The sequence below is a fragment of the Actinomyces oricola genome, assembly GCF_004104015.1.
GTDB classification, from domain to species: Bacteria; Actinomycetota; Actinomycetes; order Actinomycetales; family Actinomycetaceae; genus Actinomyces; species Actinomyces oricola.
Map to the genome: position 1 here is coordinate 1 of NZ_RYFV01000032.1, position 17,008 is coordinate 17,008.

The following is a 17,008-nucleotide window of genomic DNA, read 5'->3' on the forward strand; positions in this document are numbered from 1 at the left end:
GTTTTCTTGGTCGAAAACAACTCTGACGCACGGCTCCGCGTGCCTTCGTCTACGACACACCCACCTCCCCGCACCACTCCAACCATCTTCACCCCTCGACCCCCACTCCCAGTGAGAAAGGCTCATTAAGGGCCGTGACGTCGAAGAGCATCAGGGATGCCTTCTCGATGCGGGCGTGCCCGGCCAGGAGACGTGCCCGGTCGGGAGGCGTGCCTGGACACAGTGTCGCGTCGATGACCGGCCGCCGGGGCCACGCGTCCGCACAGGCGCAGACTCCGGCCCGTCCAGAGGCCGCCGTGAGGCACACTGAGGCCATGAGCCGCCCCACCCTTGAGACTCCTCCCGGCCCGCCGGTGCCGGTCCTGCCGCGCACTGGCATAGGCGTGGACGTCCACGCTTTTGCGGCCGCTGATTCCGGCACCCCCATGCGCCTGGCGTGCCTGGAGTGGCCCGGACAGGTGGGCTTGAGCGGGCACTCCGACGGTGACGTCGTCGCCCACGCCTGCTGCGACGCCCTTTTCTCGGCCGCTGCTCTGGGGGACCTGGGGAGCAACTTCGGTACCGCGGAGCCGCAGTGGGCTGGGGCCCCGGGTGCCACTCTTCTGGCCGAGGCCGCCCGGCGCGTGCGCGAGGCCGGATTCGAGATCGGCAACGTCGCCGTCCAACTCGTCGGAGAGCGCCCCCGGGTGGTCGGGCGCATGGCCGAGGCCACCGCCGCCCTGAGCGCCGCCGCCGGCGCCCCGGTCCAGTTCTCGGCCACCACCACTGACCGCCTGGGGTTCCTGGGACGCCAGGAGGGCCTGCTGGCCATTGCCGCCGCGCTGGTCTACCCCAGCGGCAACGGTGGGCCAGGCGGTTGCGCTCAGACTGGCGGCACTGCGAATGGACCCGCCTCGGGCCGGTGACAGAGCCGGTGGGCGGGCCGGGTAGCCTGAGCCCGTGACCTCCGAGCCGACCAGCGCCGCCCCGGCAGCCACCGCAGCGGCCGCCCAGCCCGCCTTGCGCCTGTACGACTCCGCCGCCCGCGCAGTGGTGCCCCTGGCGCCCACTGTCACGCCCGGAGTTGTCACGATCTACCTGTGCGGTGCCACCGTCCAGGGGTCGCCCCATATTGGCCACATGCGCAGCGCCATCGCCTTCGACGTCCTGCGCCGCTGGCTGGAGCGCAGCGGCGTGGAGGTGCGCCTCATCCGCAACGTCACCGACATTGACGACAAGATCCTGACCAAGTCCGCGGCCGCCAAGCCCCCCATCCCATGGTGGGCTTGGGCGCAGCGCCACGAGCGCGAGTTCGACGCCGCCTACCGCGCCCTGGGAGTGGACGCCCCCACCTACGAGCCGCGCGCTACCGGCCACATCCCCGAGATGATTGAACTGGTCGCCCGGCTCCTGGACCGCGGCCACGCCTACATCGGTCAGGCCGGCAATGTCTACTTCGACGTCTCCTCCCTGCCCGATTACGGCTCGCTGACCAACCAGCGCCCTGAGGACCTGGCCACCACCGAAGACGAGTCTCAGATCGACGACGCCATGGAAGCCGACAAGCGCGACCGGCGCGACTTCGCCCTGTGGAAGGCCATTAAGCCCTCTGAGCCGGCTGACGCCGCCTGGCACGCCCCCTGGGGGCGCGGCCGGCCCGGTTGGCACCTGGAGTGCTCCGCCATGAGTTGGCGCTACCTCGGTGAGGAATTCGACATTCACGGCGGCGGGATCGACTTGCGCTTCCCCCACCACGAGAACGAGCAGGCCCAGTCCCATGGCGCCGGCTGGGGCTTCGCCCGCCACTGGGTGCACAACGCCTGGGTCACCGTCAAAGGCGAGAAGATGAGCAAATCCCTGGGCAACTCCCTGGTGGTCGCCGAACTGCTCACACACCACGAGCCGGCCGTCCTGCGCCTGGCCCTGGGCACCGTCCACCACCGCTCCACCGTGGAGTTCTCCGCCGAGACCCTCGCCGAGGCGGCCTCCTTGTGGGAGCGCCTTAGCGGCGCCGTGGTGCGGGCCCTGACCTACGACGACGCCGTGGACGCCCCGAGCCGGGAGGTGCGCTCCCGTCCCCTGCCCGCGGCCTTCACCGCCGCTATGGACGAAGACCTCAACCTCGCCGGGGCCATGACCACCGTCCATGCCACCCTCAAGGCCCTCAACACGGCCATGGCCCTGGACCAGGACGCTGCGGTGCCTCTGAGCGCCAAGCAGCGCGTCGCCGTCGTCGGGCGGGACCCGGCTGCGCACCTGGCGGCCGCCCCCACCCTGGGCGCCCTGGTTGCCGCCCTGGCCCTGGACCTGCGCTCCCAACTCGACGTGCTGGGCCTGGACCCCCTGGCCGAGCCGTGGCGCACCAGGGTGCTCGACGGCGCCACCTCCTCGGGGTCCTCAGCCGCCATGGACGCCCTGGACCACCTGGTGACCTCCCTGCTCGCCGAGCGCGCCCGGGCTCGTGCCGCCAAGGACTGGGCCCGCGCCGACGCCCTGCGCGAGGAGTTGGCCCGCGCCGGCGTCGTCGTCGAGGATTCGGCCTCGGGCGTCCGCTGGCACCTGGGCTGAGCCGCCCCGGCGGGCCCGGCCCGCCACCGACAACTCCATCCCCAACCGCCCGGTCCTGGGCGGTACCGACCCACCGGCGGGCCCGGGGCCCGCCGCGCACAGAATTGAGATTGAGGAGGCCCGCTGCGATGCCTGGAAACGACCGCCCGCACGGCGCTCTGCGCAAGCCCGGGAAGAAGAAGGGCCCCACCAAGGGCTCAGGCGGCAACCGCCGCCAGGGCCTGGAGGGCAAGGGCCCCACCCCGCGGGCCGAGAACCGCGTCGGCCACCCTAAAGCCCGGGCCCGGGCGCGGGCCGAGGCCCGCGCCGCCCAACCCACCCGCGCCCAGCGGCTGGAGAGGATGCGCAGCCGCTTCGCGGTGCCGGCCGACCACGAGATCATCTGCGGACGCAACGCCGTGGCCGAGGCCGCCCGCGCCGCAATCCCCATGACCCGGGTCTTTATGGCGGTGCCGGCCGACTCCGATGAGCGCCTGGAGGCGGTTGTGCGCCGTGCCGCCCTGCTGGGAGCCCCCGTCCTGGACACCACCAGGATGGGCTTGGACGCCCTCACCGAGGGCGCCGCCCACCAGGGCGTCGCCGCGGAGATCCCCGCCTACGAGTACACCGACGCCGCCGGCCTCCTGGAACACTCCCGGGACGCGGGCCGCACGCCCCTGCTCGTGGCCCTCGACCAGGTCACCGACCCCCACAACCTCGGGGCGGTTCTGCGTAGCGCCGGCGCCTTCGGCGCCGACGGCGTCATTGTCACCGAACGCCGCAGCGCCGGGGTGACCGCCGCCGCCTGGAAGGTCTCCGCCGGGGCGGCCGCCCGCGTCCCGGTGGCCCGCGAGACCAACCTCGTGCGCACCCTGGAGGCGCTTAAGAAGAAGGGCTGCTTCGTCGTCGGACTCGATGGCCGGGGCCAGGAGAGCCTGGAGAACCTCACCGTGGCGGACATGCCGCTGGTTCTGGTCACCGGTGCCGAGGGGGCGGGCCTGTCCCGCCTGGTGCGCCAGGCCTGCGACGTTGTGGTCTCCATCCCCATCTCCCGCACCGTGGAGTCCCTTAACGCCGCTGTGGCCACCGGTATCGCCCTGTACGAGGTTGACCGGCTCCGGCGCGCCGCCCGGGCCTCCCAGAACTGAGACCCCCGACCGATCCCCGCGCCTCGGGGCCCGGCCGACCCCCACCGGGCGGCCGATGCTGACACAATGGGGCGCACGCAACACAAGGAGACCGCCATGGCTCAGGACGCCGCCCAGCGCTGGAACCGCACCGAGGGCGTGGTTATCGCACCGGGTACCCAGCCCGAGGACGTCGCTGCGCGCCTGGAGGCCGAGCGCGTCGTCGCCCGTCTGGAGTGGTACCCCTCCACCCCGCACCTGCTGTCGGTGACCCTGCTGGCCGACGTCGAGGGCCGTGTGGCCGTCACCCCGCCCACTCGGGGCGGGGTCATGGCCGGCGTCGGGGTCTCCGAGCTCTGCGAGAGCCTGGCCCGGGAGTTCTCCGCGGTGGCCACCATTGGCCCGGCCACCTTCAACGCCCTGCCCGCCGGCACGGACCTGCCCGAGGTCTCCTCGCACGGCGCCGCCACCTCGCGCACCATTGTGGTTTCTCCTTTGAGCGCCTACATGGTGCCCCTGCAGGCCACGCTTCTCGAGCGGCCCTTGGCGGTGGCCTCAATGCCCGGCCTGGAGCGGCGACTGGTCATGTACTCCGGGGAGGGGCCGGATCTGGGCACCTACGGTTGGGATGAGGAGTCCCTTCCGGCACTCATTCTGCGCGCCGACCTGGAGGACATGACTGTGCGCGCGGTGACCACCGATGACCAGGAGGACGACGCCGTCTTCTCCTGGGGCATGACCTCGCGCTACGTGTGGGGCGGGGTGGACAATCCCGGACCCGCCCTGAAGGGGATCGTCGAGGATCTTCTCACTGACGTCACCGATGCTTCGGCCATCGCCGGGGCCGTGCCCGGGGCTGACCAGGAGGCGGTGGCCGCCGCCCTGGCGACGCCGGGCATTGACGGCATGGTCGCCCTGGTGGAGGCGCTGGGTCTACCGGCCTGGGTGGAGGCCGTTCTCACCGGCCGCCTGGCCCCCGCCGAGGTGCCGGGCGCCGTCGTCCACGAGCCGCGGGGCCTGTCCAACGCGGTGGGCCGTTCGGTGGGGCTCATGCTCGCCGACCCCTCCACTCCTGGCTCGGCCTTCTGGCGCTCCTATGTTCGCACCGTCACTGAGATGCCGTGGGCGGTGCGCGTGGGGGCCATCCTGGAGGCCGGCGTGGGCGGGGCGCTGCTGGGCACCGCGCTGCGCCGTCGTCGCCGCACCGGGGCGCTGCCCGTGGGCATGGTGGCTTTCGGGACCTTCCTGCTCCTGGACGCCGTCGCCGAAACCTCCCTGGCCTCCTGGACCCGTCACCGCGAATTGCGGCGCCGGGCCGACGAGGAGATGGCCATGGTTGCCGAGGAGCTCGGGGCCTGAGACGAAGAAGGGGGCCACGCGCACGGGCCCGACCGGGCGGGGCGCGTGGTCAATGCCCGCCCTTGCCGGTCCAGGTGGCGCTACTCGTGGCCGGGGCGGGCGCTACTCGCCCTTGAAGCGCAGGCCGGCGGTGAAGCCCATGGGGTTGGCCTCGTAGGCGGCGGCTGTCTCTTCGTCGCGGGCGGCGAACTCGGCGTCGTCCTCGAGGTGCTCCTCCTCATCGTCGGAGAAGATCGCCGTCATCTCGTGGGTGTCCCCCAGGGAGAGGTAGGACTGCTCGTCCCAGTGCTGGGGCAGGACGTGCGCCACGTAGTCCGCCACGGCCTCCTCGGTGCTCACGTCCCGCTGCTGCTGCTCGGACATGTACCAACGGTGCTCCAGGACCTCGTGGAAGATCTCAGCGGGCTCCAGTTTGCGCCGTAGTTCCATGGGCACGGCCCGAATGGTCGGCTCGAAGACCTCCGCGAGCCAGGCGTGCGCCACTTGCTCAATGGGCGCGTCCTTGAGGCCCCGGATTGTGCGGAAGGCCTCCAGGTCGTTGAGCATGCGCTGGCCCTGGCGCTCCTGGACGTCCAGGCCCGTCAGGCGCATGACCTGGCGGTGGTAGTGGCCGGCGTCCACGACCTTGGGCTGAATCACCATGTACTGGCCCTGGGCGTCGGTGCGCATGGTGAGTTCGCCGACGTCGTAGCCCAGTTCATTGAGCCGCTCAATGCGTGAGCGCACCCGCCAGCGGTCGGCCAGGGAGAAGGACTCCTCAGCGGTGAGCACGTCCCACAGGTCGGTGTAGCGGGTCACAATGCGGTCCCCGACCTCAATGGTGTCCACACTGGGCTCCAGTAGCGCACCGGCCTGGAGGTCCATGAGCTCGCCAATGATATTGGTGCGCGCCACGTCAATGTCGTAGAGGCGCTTGCCTTCGGTGAGGCCCTCCGGGTAGAGCTCCCCGGTCTCAGCGTCCACCAGGTAGGCGGCGAAGGCGCCGGCGTCGCGGCGGAAGAGGGTATTGGAGAGGGAGACATCCCCCCAGAAGAAGCCCAGCAGGTGCAGGCGCACCAGGAGCACCGCCAGGGCGTCAATGAGCCGGGTGGCGGTCTCGGGGCGCATGTACTGGCTGAACAGGGCGCGGTAGGGCAGGGAGTAGGACAGGTGCTCGGTGACGAGTACGGAGTTGAGCTCCTCCCCATTGACGTCACGGCGGCCGGTAATAACCGCGGTGGGGGTCACGCAGGGGGCTCCCAGGCGCAGCAGATTCCGCAGCAGTTCATACTCCCGGTAGGCGACGTGCTCGCCGATCTCCTTGACGGCGATCACCCGCTCGGAGAGGTTGACGAAGCGGACGATGTGCCTCGACAGGCCCCGCGCCAGGGCGGCCAGAACCTCGGTGGGCCACTTCTCCAGCGGGATTTCCCAGGGGAGGTCAAGCAGGGCGGGGTCAATGGTTGCCGCGGTAATCTGCATGGACTGGGACATGGGCACATTCTTTCAGGAAACCACGACGACGGTGCGTTGGCCGCGCGGATCGAGGCAGTGAGTCAGTCACGGCCGGGTGTCGTGGCTGGGTGTTCGGTTGGGTCGGCGCAGGAGGCGCGGCAGGGGCGTGGGCGCCCCGAGGCCGAGGCTCCGCGCGAGGTCCTGGCCGGCGGCCGCGGTGGCGGCCTCATCGACACCGACCACGTCAACATCACATGAGGACCTGCCGTGCCCGCAGGTCACCGCGCTGCGCTCGCGGCGCCTGGTGAGCACCGCGAGCGGGAGGCAGCCCTCGGGGGTCTCGAGGATGAGTACCGGCTGGTCGATGTCCAGGCAGGGGCCATCAGTGGAGTACTCCGCCATGGCCCACAGGGACAGGCGGTTCACGGGTGTCTCCAGCACGGTCCGGCTCCGGAAGCGGCCCGCGGTGCGCAGCCGCACGCCCTGGGCGTCGGCAACGAGGAGACAGAGGCGACTGCGACGACTGCGGCGCATGCTCCTCATGCGCCGGCGCCCGACGGCGACGACCGGCAGTACGAGGACCTGCTCGCCGACCTGGCCGGGCCCCTGTCCGCTACGACGCATCTCCCGGCGCCGGCTCCGTTCCAGGCGGCGTGTCTCTCTGCGCAGACTCCGTTCCAGGCGGCGCCAGGAGATGTGCCGGCCGGCTGGCGCGCCGGTCTCGTCGGGCTCGAGGCGCAGGCCCACCTCGACGGGCAGCCAGCAGAGAAGGAGGACTAAGATCGCCATGGCTGCGAAGTAGGCCATGAGATCCATATTGCCCGCCCGCGCTGCCAGCCAGACCGCGGTGCACAGCGCTGCCTCGGGTACCCCGACGAGGAGCACGCGCAGCAGGACGGCCATGCGCGCGCTCCCCGCTTCCTCCAGGACCAGGTACAAGATGAACATATAGATGAGGAGGATGAAGGCCATCCCGACGGTCATGAGTCTCTCGCTGTCGATCGCCCACCCCCAGGCCACCAGCGCCCAGGGACCGACCAGCAGCACCACCAGGATCATGCCGAGAACGAGCCTCGTCATCCACCGGCGCAGAACCGACGGCTCGTCGTCCTCCGCGGGGCGGGCAGCAGGTGCGTCCTCCCACTGTTGCGCGGTGTCGTGCTCGGCCTGAGCCCTGGCCTTCTCGACCCACTCCTTGGTGTTCTCGGTTAGGACAACATAGGCTTCCTCGTCGATTTGGAGCCCGCCGACTCGGGAGACCAGGGTGTCCGGGCCGCTGGACAGTCCCGAGGGGGCCGAGGACCAGCCGGACATCTCCAGGGTGTAGGGGTGGGTGAAGGTCGCCAGTACGTCCCGGGGGATCGGGAGCGGAGGGGTGAAGTCCTCGTCCTCCCGCATCTTCTCCATGATCTTCTCCCAGTACAGCTCATCGTCCCACCACTCCTCCCACCACAGTCCCGACCAGTCCCTCTTGGGCCCGAGGAAGCTGTCGGCCGGATCCAGCGGGCGGATGCTGATGGTGTGGAAGGGGTGGGAGAAGGTGAGGCTCCCGTCGTCGGGGGACTCCTCGAAGACGAGATCGGGTCCGAAGGCCGCGGCGAGGTCGGTCGGGGTGATGGGGCGCGCCAGGTGCAGCTCGTACTCGACGATCTTCGGCGGGTTGATGATCATGGCTGTTCCGGTGCTCCGGGAGTCGGGGGATGAGACAACAAGGGAGGACGGGGAAACGGAGACGGGATGGGGACAGGGGAAAGACAGGGGAGACCGGGACGGGAGAAGGCGGGCGGAGACGAGCGGGAGCCCCGCACTGGGGCGGGGCTCCCGGATGGCGGCACTGTGCGCCAGTTGATGCGTCCGGTCAGACAGGCAGACGGTCGCCGGTGGAGGCGGAGAAGATGTGCTCCTGTCCGGGGCGGATGCGCACGTAGATGGTCTCACCAGCGTCCGGGGCGGTGCGCGGGGGCACGCGCACAATCACCTGGCTGGAGTCCTCACCACTGCCGAGCTTGGAGTCCGATCCCTCATTGCCCACGAGTTCCCCGTAGACGTAGGCGTCTGAACCGAGCTCCTCCACGAAGGAGATGCGCACCGGGATGGACAGCTTGTCGGTGGCCGAGACGACATCCAGTGACTCGGGGCGGAAACCAATGGTGACCTTGCCCTCGTCCTCCGGGGTGATGGCGTCCAGGGTGGCCCGGGAGAGCCGAATGCTGGCCGAGCCGAGGGTGGCCACGTCACCGGAGACCGTGAACTTGCCCAGGTTCATGGCCGGCGAGCCAATGAAGCCGGCGACGAACTCGTTGGCGGGCTTGTCGTACATCTCACGGGGGGTGCCGACCTGCTGAAGGATTCCGTCCTTGAGGACCGCAATGCGGTCGCCCATGGTCAGGGCCTCGGTCTGGTCGTGGGTGACGTAGACGGTGGTCACGCCCAGTGAGCGCTGCAAGGAGGCGATCTGGGTGCGGGTCTGCACACGGAGCTTGGCGTCCAAGTTGGACAGGGGCTCGTCCATGAGGAAGACCTTCGGCTTGCGCACAATGGCCCGACCCATGGCCACGCGCTGGCGCTGGCCGCCGGAAAGGGCTTTGGGCTTGCGATCCAGGTACTCCGTCAGGCCCAGGATCTTGGCGGCATCGCGCACGCGCTTGTCGATCTCATCCTTGGGGGTGCCCGCGATCTTCAGGGCGAAGCCCATATTGTCGTGCACTGACATGTGGGGGTACAGGGCGTAGTTCTGGAAGACCATTGCGATGTCGCGGTCCTTGGGCTGGACGTCGGTGACATCACGGTCACCGATGAGGATCCGGCCGGAGTTGACATCCTCCAGGCCCGCGAGCATCCGCAGTGATGTTGACTTGCCGCAACCGGAGGGCCCAACCAGGACCAGGAATTCGCCGTCGGCGATCTCGAGGTTGAGGGCGTCCACGCTGGGGCGGTCATTGCCGGGGTAGATGCGGGTAGCGTGGTCGAAGGTGACAGTTGCCATGGGCTATTTGATCCCTCTCACCGGCAGGTACGTGCCGGACGATCCGAAGTGGGAGGTGCCGATGCGTGTCCGCATTGACACGTACCGCCGGGCGGGAGCCCCGCGGTAAGGCTCATGTTGTCACAGGAGGGCGACGATCAGCCATAGTGATTTCAAAATGAGTGAATACCGATGTGTGAGTCCACTCACCTCCTGAGGCTCTGGCGGGCCTGCCGGTAGTGTGTTCGGCATGACGCAGATTCCCGACGCCCGGGCCGCCGCCTCGCCGCCCCTGTCCGCATTGCGCGCCGGAAGTCTCATTGGCGGCTACCGGCTGGTCCGGCGCCTGGGCGCCGGCGGCATGGGGGTGGTGTGGGAGGTCGCCGACGGCGAGGGCAATCACGTTGCGATGAAGATCCTCCACCCCCAGATCGCCGCCGACCCCACTGCCCGCCGCCGTTTGGACAGGGAGGCCTCCGTCCTGGCGCGGGTCCGCCACTCCAGCGTCGCCCGCATCCTGGACATTGAGACCGGCGACTCCGACGGCGGCAGTGGTGTGACCTTTGTCATTACCGAGCTGGTTGACGGGCCGACCCTGCAGTACGAAGTCGACCACGAGGGCGCCTACGACCTGACCACCGATATCCGCGACCTGTCCGACCTCGCCCACGGCCTGGTCGAGGCTCTCACCGAGGTTCACACGGCCGGCGTCATTCACCGCGACCTCAAGCCCTCCAATGTCATGCTCGGGGCTCAGGGGCCGGTCCTCATCGACTTCGGCATTGCCCAGGTCGCCGACGACGTCCGCCTGACCCAGACCGGCCAGGTCACCGGCACGCCCGGGTTCATCCCGCCCGAGATGCTCGACGGCGACGATCCCAGCCCCGGGGTGGACTGGTACGCCTGCGCCGGGGTCCTGCTTTTCGCGGTCACTGGGCGCGCCCCCTTCGGCTCCGGCCCCTGGCAGGCCGTCTTCCGGCGCGTTTACGCCGGCACCCCCGAGTTGGGGAACTTGGAGGGGGACAGCCCCGCCCTGGCCCGCGCCTTCGCCGCCGCCCTGGCCCCCACGAGCAAGGACCGCCTGCCCATTGAGGACCTCCTGGCCGTCATTGACGAGATCGCCGACGGCGGCACCGGGGAGAAGGCCCTCGCCCACGCCCTGGGGGAGAGCCTGGCCCAGGAGGCCGCCGTGGACACCGGCGCCTTCGACCTGGGTTACGGGATGCTCCCCGATCCCGCCGCTGCGGATTCCCGCGCCGCACCATCCCCAGCGGCGCAGTCCCCCGCCTCGCAGTCGCCCTCCTCTTCCAGTGGCAGGCACGCCGCCCCCAGCGCCGAGCCCGCCGCCCCCAGCGGAAGACACGCGGCGCCCAGCCCTAACGGCCACGAGGCCACCGGCGGTTACGGCGCAGTGTCCTCGGCGTCCTCCTCCCCGGCGTCCTCGGCGTCCTACGGTGTGGTGGGGGACTCCAAGCCCGCCGCCTCCCCGTCCGCGCCACCGCCCTCCTTCCCGCCCAGCGGCTACGGTTCGGCGTCGGGGGAGGCCTCCAGCGGAACCTCGATCCTCTCGCCGGTGGAAGCAGCCCCCGCCTCAATAGCCCCTGGTGCTCAACCGGCGACTGGTGCTCAGTCGGTGACTGGTGCTCAGCCGGTGACCAATGGCGGCACCGGCCCGCACCAGGTGGCTCCGGCGGCCTCGATGCAGGCGTTCTCGCCGGCCGTCCAGAGCGGGCCGCAGCCCCCTACGCCGGCCATGCGCTCCGCAATGGTGCCGCAAGCGGCCATGCAGCCGGCGCCAATGGCCCGCCCGCAGCCCCCGGTGCCCACACCTCCCCCGATGGCAGCGCCGGCGCCCGCCGCCATGCCCCAGCCAATGGCCCGCCCGGCCGTCATGCCCGGGCAGCCCGCCAGCAACTTGCCCAGCTGGGCGCGTGAACCCGACCGTCACCCCGGGGTGGTTGGCGCCATTGGGGCGTTCATTGCTGCGGTGAGCTTCTTCGCCCCCGTCTGGATGCCCATTGTGCTGGCGGTCCTCACCCTGATCGTCGGCACCGTCGGTCGAGCCGACGATGCGCGTCGCTGGCGCCGCCTGCGGATGGGGCGGATCTCACCGAGCGATAACACCCGGATGGCGGCGGCGCTGCCCTGGTATCTGCTGCGCTCACTGCTGTCGACCTTCTTCGCCTTCCTCCTGTCCCTCGTGGTGGCGGTGGTCGTGTTTTACGTGGCCACCAACGCCCAAGGGTCGACCGAGGACATCTCCCCCCACGGCGCAATGCGGATCATCGTTCTCATTATCGTGATTCTGGAGGTCGGGGTCTGGTTCGCGCCCTGGGCGGCGTCGACGCGTCGCGGTGGGGCCCTCGCCATTGAGACGATCATGCCCACCAAGATGGTCCGTATAGCGGTGGCCATCACCTTGGTGGCGGTGGCGGCGGTGTTCGTGCTCCTGCATCTACTCCAGCTCCTGCCCGTTACATTGTCCCCGATCCCGGAGAGCTGGTACGTCTCCTGAGGGATCGGGGCACTGGGCGCGTGAGACAGGCCGCAGGGGCGGGGCTGCCCTTCGCGGCAAAAGCCAGGCACAATGCCTACTGTCTGTTCACAGCCGGTGGCGCGCCGCGTCGTCGTGCATGGTGCCGAAATCGAATCGGAGGAGCCCCGTGGCCTCGAACCACCCCCGTCCTACGAAGGCTGAGCGCCGTGAGGCCGCCCGCGCCATGGCTCAGAAGATGCGCGCCGAGCAGGCGCGGAAGGAACGGCGGAAGACGATCACCCGCCGGGCTCTGCTCGCCGGCGGTGCTGTGGGCGCGCTTGGCGTCGTCGGAGTCGGGGTCGGGGTCGGCACCGGGCTCATCTCCTTGGGGAACAAGAAGAAGGAGAATGAGAAGGAGAATGAGGGCCGCGCGGACAGGCTGCCCAGCCCCATGGCGACCCCGGTCGCGGGTATGCCGGCTCCTGTCAACGCCGATGGCTCCTGGACTTACGTCAAGGGGGCGGCGATCGGGCAGGGAAGCCCTGAGATTCCCCTGCTGGAGATCTATTTCGACTACTCGTGCGGCCACTGCGCCAACTTCGACGTCCTTCACGCCGACGAGATCAACACCCTCTTGGCGGAGGGGGCCATCACCCTGGTCCTCCACCCGTGCAAGATCCTGGGCCAGCCATGGACGGATATGGTCATGAACGCCATGGGACTGGTGCTCGACCAGGCCCCGGACTCCGCGCTGGACTTCCACGAGTCCGTTATGACCCTGCGGGCCACTGCGAAATCCGCGCTGACCACGAAGGACTTAATGGCCGCCGCAGAGGGAGTCGGCGTTTCCACAAGTGTCACGGGCCTCTTCCAGGAGACCATCGACGCCGGCACCTACAGCACATGGGTCGAGACCTCCACCCGGGCCTTCCAGGACGAGAACCTGCTGGGGACGCCGACGGTCATGCTTGACGGCCAGGTGCTCGACCTGGCCACGCTCGCCACCGCCGACGCCCTGACACGCGTCGTCAAGGGCGACAACAACTAAGGGCTTGACGGGCGGCACGCCGCGCGAAGCGGGTCGGCCCGCCCGCCGGTGCGGCCTCCAGGAGGCAGAGCCCTCCTGACCCGTTCCCCGATCCGGGTCCCAGTAGTCCCGGGTCGAGCGGCAGCGCCAGGACGCGCCCGGCCGATTCGGGCCCTGGCCGCGCATGTGCCAGACTTGCCCCTGGCGGTCGCGGGCCCATCGCGACAGCGCCGTGTTAGCTCAGTTGGTAGAGCAGCTGTCTTGTAAACAGCAGGTCATCGGTTCGAGTCCGATACGCGGCTCCAAGAATCTCGTAGGACCCCAACGGTTCACGCCTGCATGACCGCGTTCCCGGCCCCGGGGGAGCAATGTCGAGCACCTCTCATGTGTCTGTGTCCGGGCGCACCCCGGGACCGCTACGCTCTGGGCTGTGAGTGATCCCAAGCCCCTGTCCGAGATTGTGCACCCCTCCTGGGCCCAGGCCCTGGCCCCCGTGGAACCGACTATCCACGAGATCGGGGTGAAGCTGCGCCAGGAGGTCGCCTCCGGCGTCGGCTACCTGCCCGCCGGCACCGATGTGCTGCGCGCCTTCACCTATCCACTCGATGAGGTCCGCGTCCTCATTGTGGGCCAGGACCCCTACCCGACCCCGGGTCACCCCATGGGCCTGAGCTTCTCCGTCCAGCCAGGGGTCAAGCCCCCGCGGAGCCTGGAGAACATCTTTACTGAGCTGGTTAACGACCTCGGCGTTGAGCGCCCCACCTCCGGCGACCTCACGCCGTGGTCCCAGCAGGGCGTCATGCTCCTCAACCGTGTGCTCACGGTGCGCCCCGGCGCCCCGGCCTCCCACAAGGGGTGGGGCTGGGAGACGGTGACCGCCCGCGCCATTGAGGCCCTGGTTGAGCGGGACGCCCCACTGGTGGCGATCCTATGGGGGCGCCCCGCCCAGTCCCTGACCCCAATGCTCGGTTCGACGCCGATTGTCGCCTCCCCGCACCCCTCGCCCCTCAGCGCCTCGCGGGGCTTCTTCGGTTCGCGTCCCTTCTCCCGGGCCAACACCATGCTCACCGAGCAGGGGGCTGAGCCCGTGGACTGGCGCCTGCCCTAATCCCGACGGCGCCGGGACGCACCGACCCCACCGACTGCTCCGTCACAGCCGCGCGCGCCGGCCGGGGCCTGGCCGGGGGCCGGCCGGGATGGGCCCGGACGACCCGGTCGGTCCAGGCCTTCAGGGCGGCCCGCCCGAAGCCCGGCCGGTGCCTGCCCGGGGCGGGCCGCATGGGCCGCTGAGACCCGTCTGGCCCCGGGCCGAGGGCGGTTCATGCGCAGATCGACGGGGTGTCGCAGGGGATCGTGCGCCGGTGAGGCCGTGAGCCCGGTATTCTCGCCGGGTGAGCCGCTACGAGTACCCCGAGGACGAGTTCGACGCCAAGCCCGATGATGGACCGGTGCCTGTCGGCGTCCACCGCGCCGAGGTTCCTGCATGGCGCAGCTGGATACCCCTGCTCATTGTCCTCATAGTGGTGCCGGCGCTGGCGTGGGGCGCTGTGCGCTTGCTGGGGAGGAACGCGGGCCTCTCGGCGCCCGGCGGCACTTCCTCCAGTGCGCCTAGCGTGGCCGAGACCGCCCAGCCGAGCCCCCAGGCCCCCTCGACTCCCTCCCAGAAGGCTGCTACCCCCAGCTCGGCCGCGCCGTCGGCGACCCCGACCCAGGAGGAGACCCCGGCGGCGAATGTTGATTACGACACAGGTGTCACGGTTCACAACGGCACACCAACCACCGGCCTGGCCGGGCGCACCGGGGATCGTCTCGCTAGTGCCGGATTCACCGGCGTCTCCGTCTCCCAGGGCATGTACTCCGCTGACGAGCCCGCGGCCAGCACCGTCTTCTACGCCTCCGCCGAGTACGAGGCGACCGCTCGGGCCGTGGCCTCCCAGCTCGGTATTACCGCGGTGGTGGAGTCCGCCGACGAAGCGGCATCCAACCCGATCGTGGTGGTGCTGCGCGAGGACTACACGGAGTGACGCCGTACACGCCATACATGCAGTGACCCCGATCCGTGTGGCGGATCTCCGTAGCGGGCGTTCCGCTTCGCCATGGGAGGAGCGGGGAGCGGCGGACGGCCGGCGCCTTGCACTCGAGGAGCGAGAGTGCCAGCATTGCGGTTAGCACTCGGAGCCAACGAGTGACAAAACCGAGGCTGAGAGGTGAGGATCGGCCCAGGGCGTGACGTGAACGCCCCGAGTTGGTCCGTCCGTCGCGGGCACCGACCGGCCACCACCGTGCAGTGGAGGAAACTCAATGCCCAAGATCATCGCCTTCGATGAGGAGGCCCGCCGCGGGATGGAGCGGGGCCTCAATGTCCTCGCCGACACCGTCAAGGTCACACTCGGCCCCAAGGGCCGCAATGTCGTGCTCGACAAGAAGTGGGGCGCCCCCACGATCACCAACGACGGCGTGACCATCGCCAAGGAGATCGAGTTGGAGGACCCCTACGAGAAGATCGGCGCCGAGCTGGTCAAGGAGGTCGCCAAGAAGACCGACGACGTCGCCGGTGACGGCACCACCACCGCCACCGTGCTGGCCCAGTCGCTCGTGCGCGAGGGCCTGCGCAACGTTGCGGCCGGCGCCAACCCGATCGCCCTGCGCCGCGGCATTGACAAGGCCGTCGCCGTCGTCGTCGAGCGCCTGCTCGCCGACGCCAAGGAGGTCGAGACCCCCGAGGAGATCGCGGCCACCGCCTCCATCTCCGCCGCCGACGAGCAGATCGGCGAGCTCATCGCCGAGGCCCTGGAGAAGGTCGGCCACGAGGGCGTTGTGACCGTCGAGGAGTCCAACACCTTCGGCCTGGAGCTCGAGGTCACCGAGGGCATGCGCTTCGACAAGGGCTTCATCTCCCCCTACTTCGTCACTGACGCCGACCGCCAGGAGGCAGTCCTGGAGGACGCCTACGTCCTGCTGGTGGAGTCCAAGATCTCCAACGTCAAGGACCTGCTGCCCCTCCTGGAGAAGGTCATGCAGGCCGGCAAGCCGCTGGCCATCATTGCTGAGGATGTTGAGGCCGAGGCCCTGGCCACCCTCGTGGTCAACCGCATCCGCGGCACCTTCAAGTCCGTGGCCGTCAAGGCCCCCGGCTTCGGCGACCGCCGCAAGGCGATGCTCCAGGACATGGCCATCCTCACCGGCGGCACCGTGATCTCCGAGACCGTCGGCCTCAAGCTGGAGAACGCCACCATCGAGGACCTGGGGCAGGCCCGCAAGGTGGTCGTCACCAAGGACGAGACCACGATTGTTGAGGGCGCCGGGGACAAGGACGCCATTGAGGCCCGCGTGAGCCAGATCCGCGCCGAGATTGAGAAGTCCGACTCCGAGTACGACCGGGAGAAGCTCTCCGAGCGCCTGGCCAAGCTGGCCGGTGGCGTGGCCGTGCTGAAGTCCGGCGCCGCCACGGAGGTTGAGCTCAAGGAGCGCAAGCACCGCATTGAGGACGCCGTGCGCAACGCCAAGGCCGCCATTGAGGAGGGCATTGTCGCCGGAGGCGGCGTGGCGCTCCTCCAGGCCGCCGGGGCCCTTGACGACCTCGCCCTGGAGGGCGACGAGGCCACTGGCGCCACCATTGTCAGGGTCGCCTTGGAGTCGCCGCTGAAGCAGATCGCCATTAACGCCGGCTTCGAGGGCGGCGTCATTGTCGACCGCGTGCGCAACCTGGCCGCCGGTGAGGGCCTGAACGCCGCCACCGGGGAGTACGTCAACCTCCTGACCGCCGGTATTGCCGATCCGGTCAAGGTGACCCGCTCCGCTCTGCAGAACGCCGCCTCCATTGCCGGCCTGTTCCTGACCACCGAGGCCGTCGTGGCCGACAAGCCCGAGCCCCCGGCCCCCCCGGCCGCCGGCGGTGGCGAGGACATGGGCGGCATGTACTGAGTTACTGGTCACTGACCGGATGCTCAGGCGCTGAACCTGACGATATGAGACGACGGCGGGCTACCCTGTAACGGGGTGGCCCGCCGTCGTCCGCCCGCGTGTCATGCGCCTTCACTCTGCGCGGAAGGGCAGTGCCATTCCTTGTTTCCTCCGGCTTGGCGGGCATTGGG

At 69.8% G+C, this 17,008-nt stretch carries 12 protein-coding genes and 1 tRNA gene; 10 read left to right on the forward strand and 3 right to left on the reverse strand.

Features of this window, described 5'->3' with window-relative positions; all coding sequences use genetic code 11:
• Positions 1-314: 314 nt before the first annotated feature.
• The 4 genes from ispF to EUC46_RS11085 all read left to right on the forward strand — a co-directional run bounded on the left by ispF (position 315) and on the right by EUC46_RS11085 (position 5,012).
• Positions 315-905 carry a 2-C-methyl-D-erythritol 2,4-cyclodiphosphate synthase gene (ispF, locus tag EUC46_RS11070; RefSeq protein WP_128774221.1) on the forward strand — a complete coding sequence of 197 codons (591 nt, stop codon included), beginning with the start codon at positions 315-317 and terminating at the stop codon, positions 903-905.
• A 34-nt stretch (positions 906-939) separates the two neighbouring features.
• Positions 940-2,547 (forward strand): cysteine--tRNA ligase, encoded by a 1,608-nt coding sequence (gene cysS / locus EUC46_RS11075; protein WP_128774222.1) that lies wholly within the window; start codon positions 940-942, stop codon positions 2,545-2,547.
• A gap of 128 nt (positions 2,548-2,675) precedes the next feature.
• Positions 2,676-3,674 (forward strand): 23S rRNA (guanosine(2251)-2'-O)-methyltransferase RlmB, encoded by a 999-nt coding sequence (rlmB, locus tag EUC46_RS11080; protein ID WP_128774223.1) that lies wholly within the window; start codon positions 2,676-2,678, stop codon positions 3,672-3,674.
• 96 nt (positions 3,675-3,770) lie between these two features.
• Positions 3,771-5,012, forward strand: a complete 1,242-nt coding sequence (locus EUC46_RS11085; protein ID WP_128774224.1) for a hypothetical protein — start codon at positions 3,771-3,773, stop codon at positions 5,010-5,012.
• A gap of 102 nt (positions 5,013-5,114) precedes the next feature.
• Here EUC46_RS11085 and EUC46_RS11090 read toward each other — a convergent pair whose 3' ends face one another.
• The 3 genes from EUC46_RS11090 to EUC46_RS11100 form a co-directional block, all read right to left on the reverse strand.
• Entirely contained in the window at positions 5,115-6,485 is a 1,371-nt protein-coding gene (locus EUC46_RS11090) for a DUF4032 domain-containing protein (RefSeq protein WP_128774225.1), read from the reverse strand.
• 66 nt (positions 6,486-6,551) lie between these two features.
• On the reverse strand, positions 6,552-8,117 hold the full coding sequence (locus EUC46_RS11095) for a hypothetical protein (protein WP_128774226.1): 1,566 nt from the start codon (positions 8,115-8,117) through the stop codon (positions 6,552-6,554).
• A gap of 187 nt (positions 8,118-8,304) precedes the next feature.
• Positions 8,305-9,432 carry an ABC transporter ATP-binding protein gene (locus EUC46_RS11100; protein WP_128774227.1) on the reverse strand — a complete coding sequence of 376 codons (1,128 nt, stop codon included), beginning with the start codon at positions 9,430-9,432 and terminating at the stop codon, positions 8,305-8,307.
• Positions 9,433-9,661: 229 nt separating this feature from the next.
• Here EUC46_RS11100 and EUC46_RS11105 point away from each other — a divergent pair, with 229 nt between their 5' ends.
• From EUC46_RS11105 to groL, 6 genes are all read left to right on the forward strand, one after another.
• The gene (locus EUC46_RS11105; RefSeq protein WP_128774228.1) at positions 9,662-11,926 is read left to right on the forward strand and encodes a protein kinase domain-containing protein; all 2,265 of its coding nucleotides are present in this window, start codon (positions 9,662-9,664) and stop codon (positions 11,924-11,926) included.
• A gap of 148 nt (positions 11,927-12,074) precedes the next feature.
• A complete protein-coding gene (locus EUC46_RS11110) occupies positions 12,075-12,935 on the forward strand; it encodes a DsbA family protein (RefSeq protein WP_128774229.1) in 861 nt (286 codons plus the stop codon).
• A gap of 208 nt (positions 12,936-13,143) precedes the next feature.
• Positions 13,144-13,219 (forward strand) — tRNA-Thr (locus EUC46_RS11115).
• A gap of 125 nt (positions 13,220-13,344) precedes the next feature.
• Positions 13,345-14,022 carry a uracil-DNA glycosylase gene (locus tag EUC46_RS11120; protein WP_128774230.1) on the forward strand — a complete coding sequence of 226 codons (678 nt, stop codon included), beginning with the start codon at positions 13,345-13,347 and terminating at the stop codon, positions 14,020-14,022.
• 283 nt (positions 14,023-14,305) lie between these two features.
• Entirely contained in the window at positions 14,306-14,938 is a 633-nt protein-coding gene (locus EUC46_RS11125) for a LytR C-terminal domain-containing protein (RefSeq protein WP_128774231.1), read from the forward strand.
• A 277-nt stretch (positions 14,939-15,215) separates the two neighbouring features.
• Positions 15,216-16,838 (forward strand): chaperonin GroEL, encoded by a 1,623-nt coding sequence (groL, locus tag EUC46_RS11130; protein WP_128774232.1) that lies wholly within the window; start codon positions 15,216-15,218, stop codon positions 16,836-16,838.
• Positions 16,839-17,008: the final 170 nt, after the last annotated feature.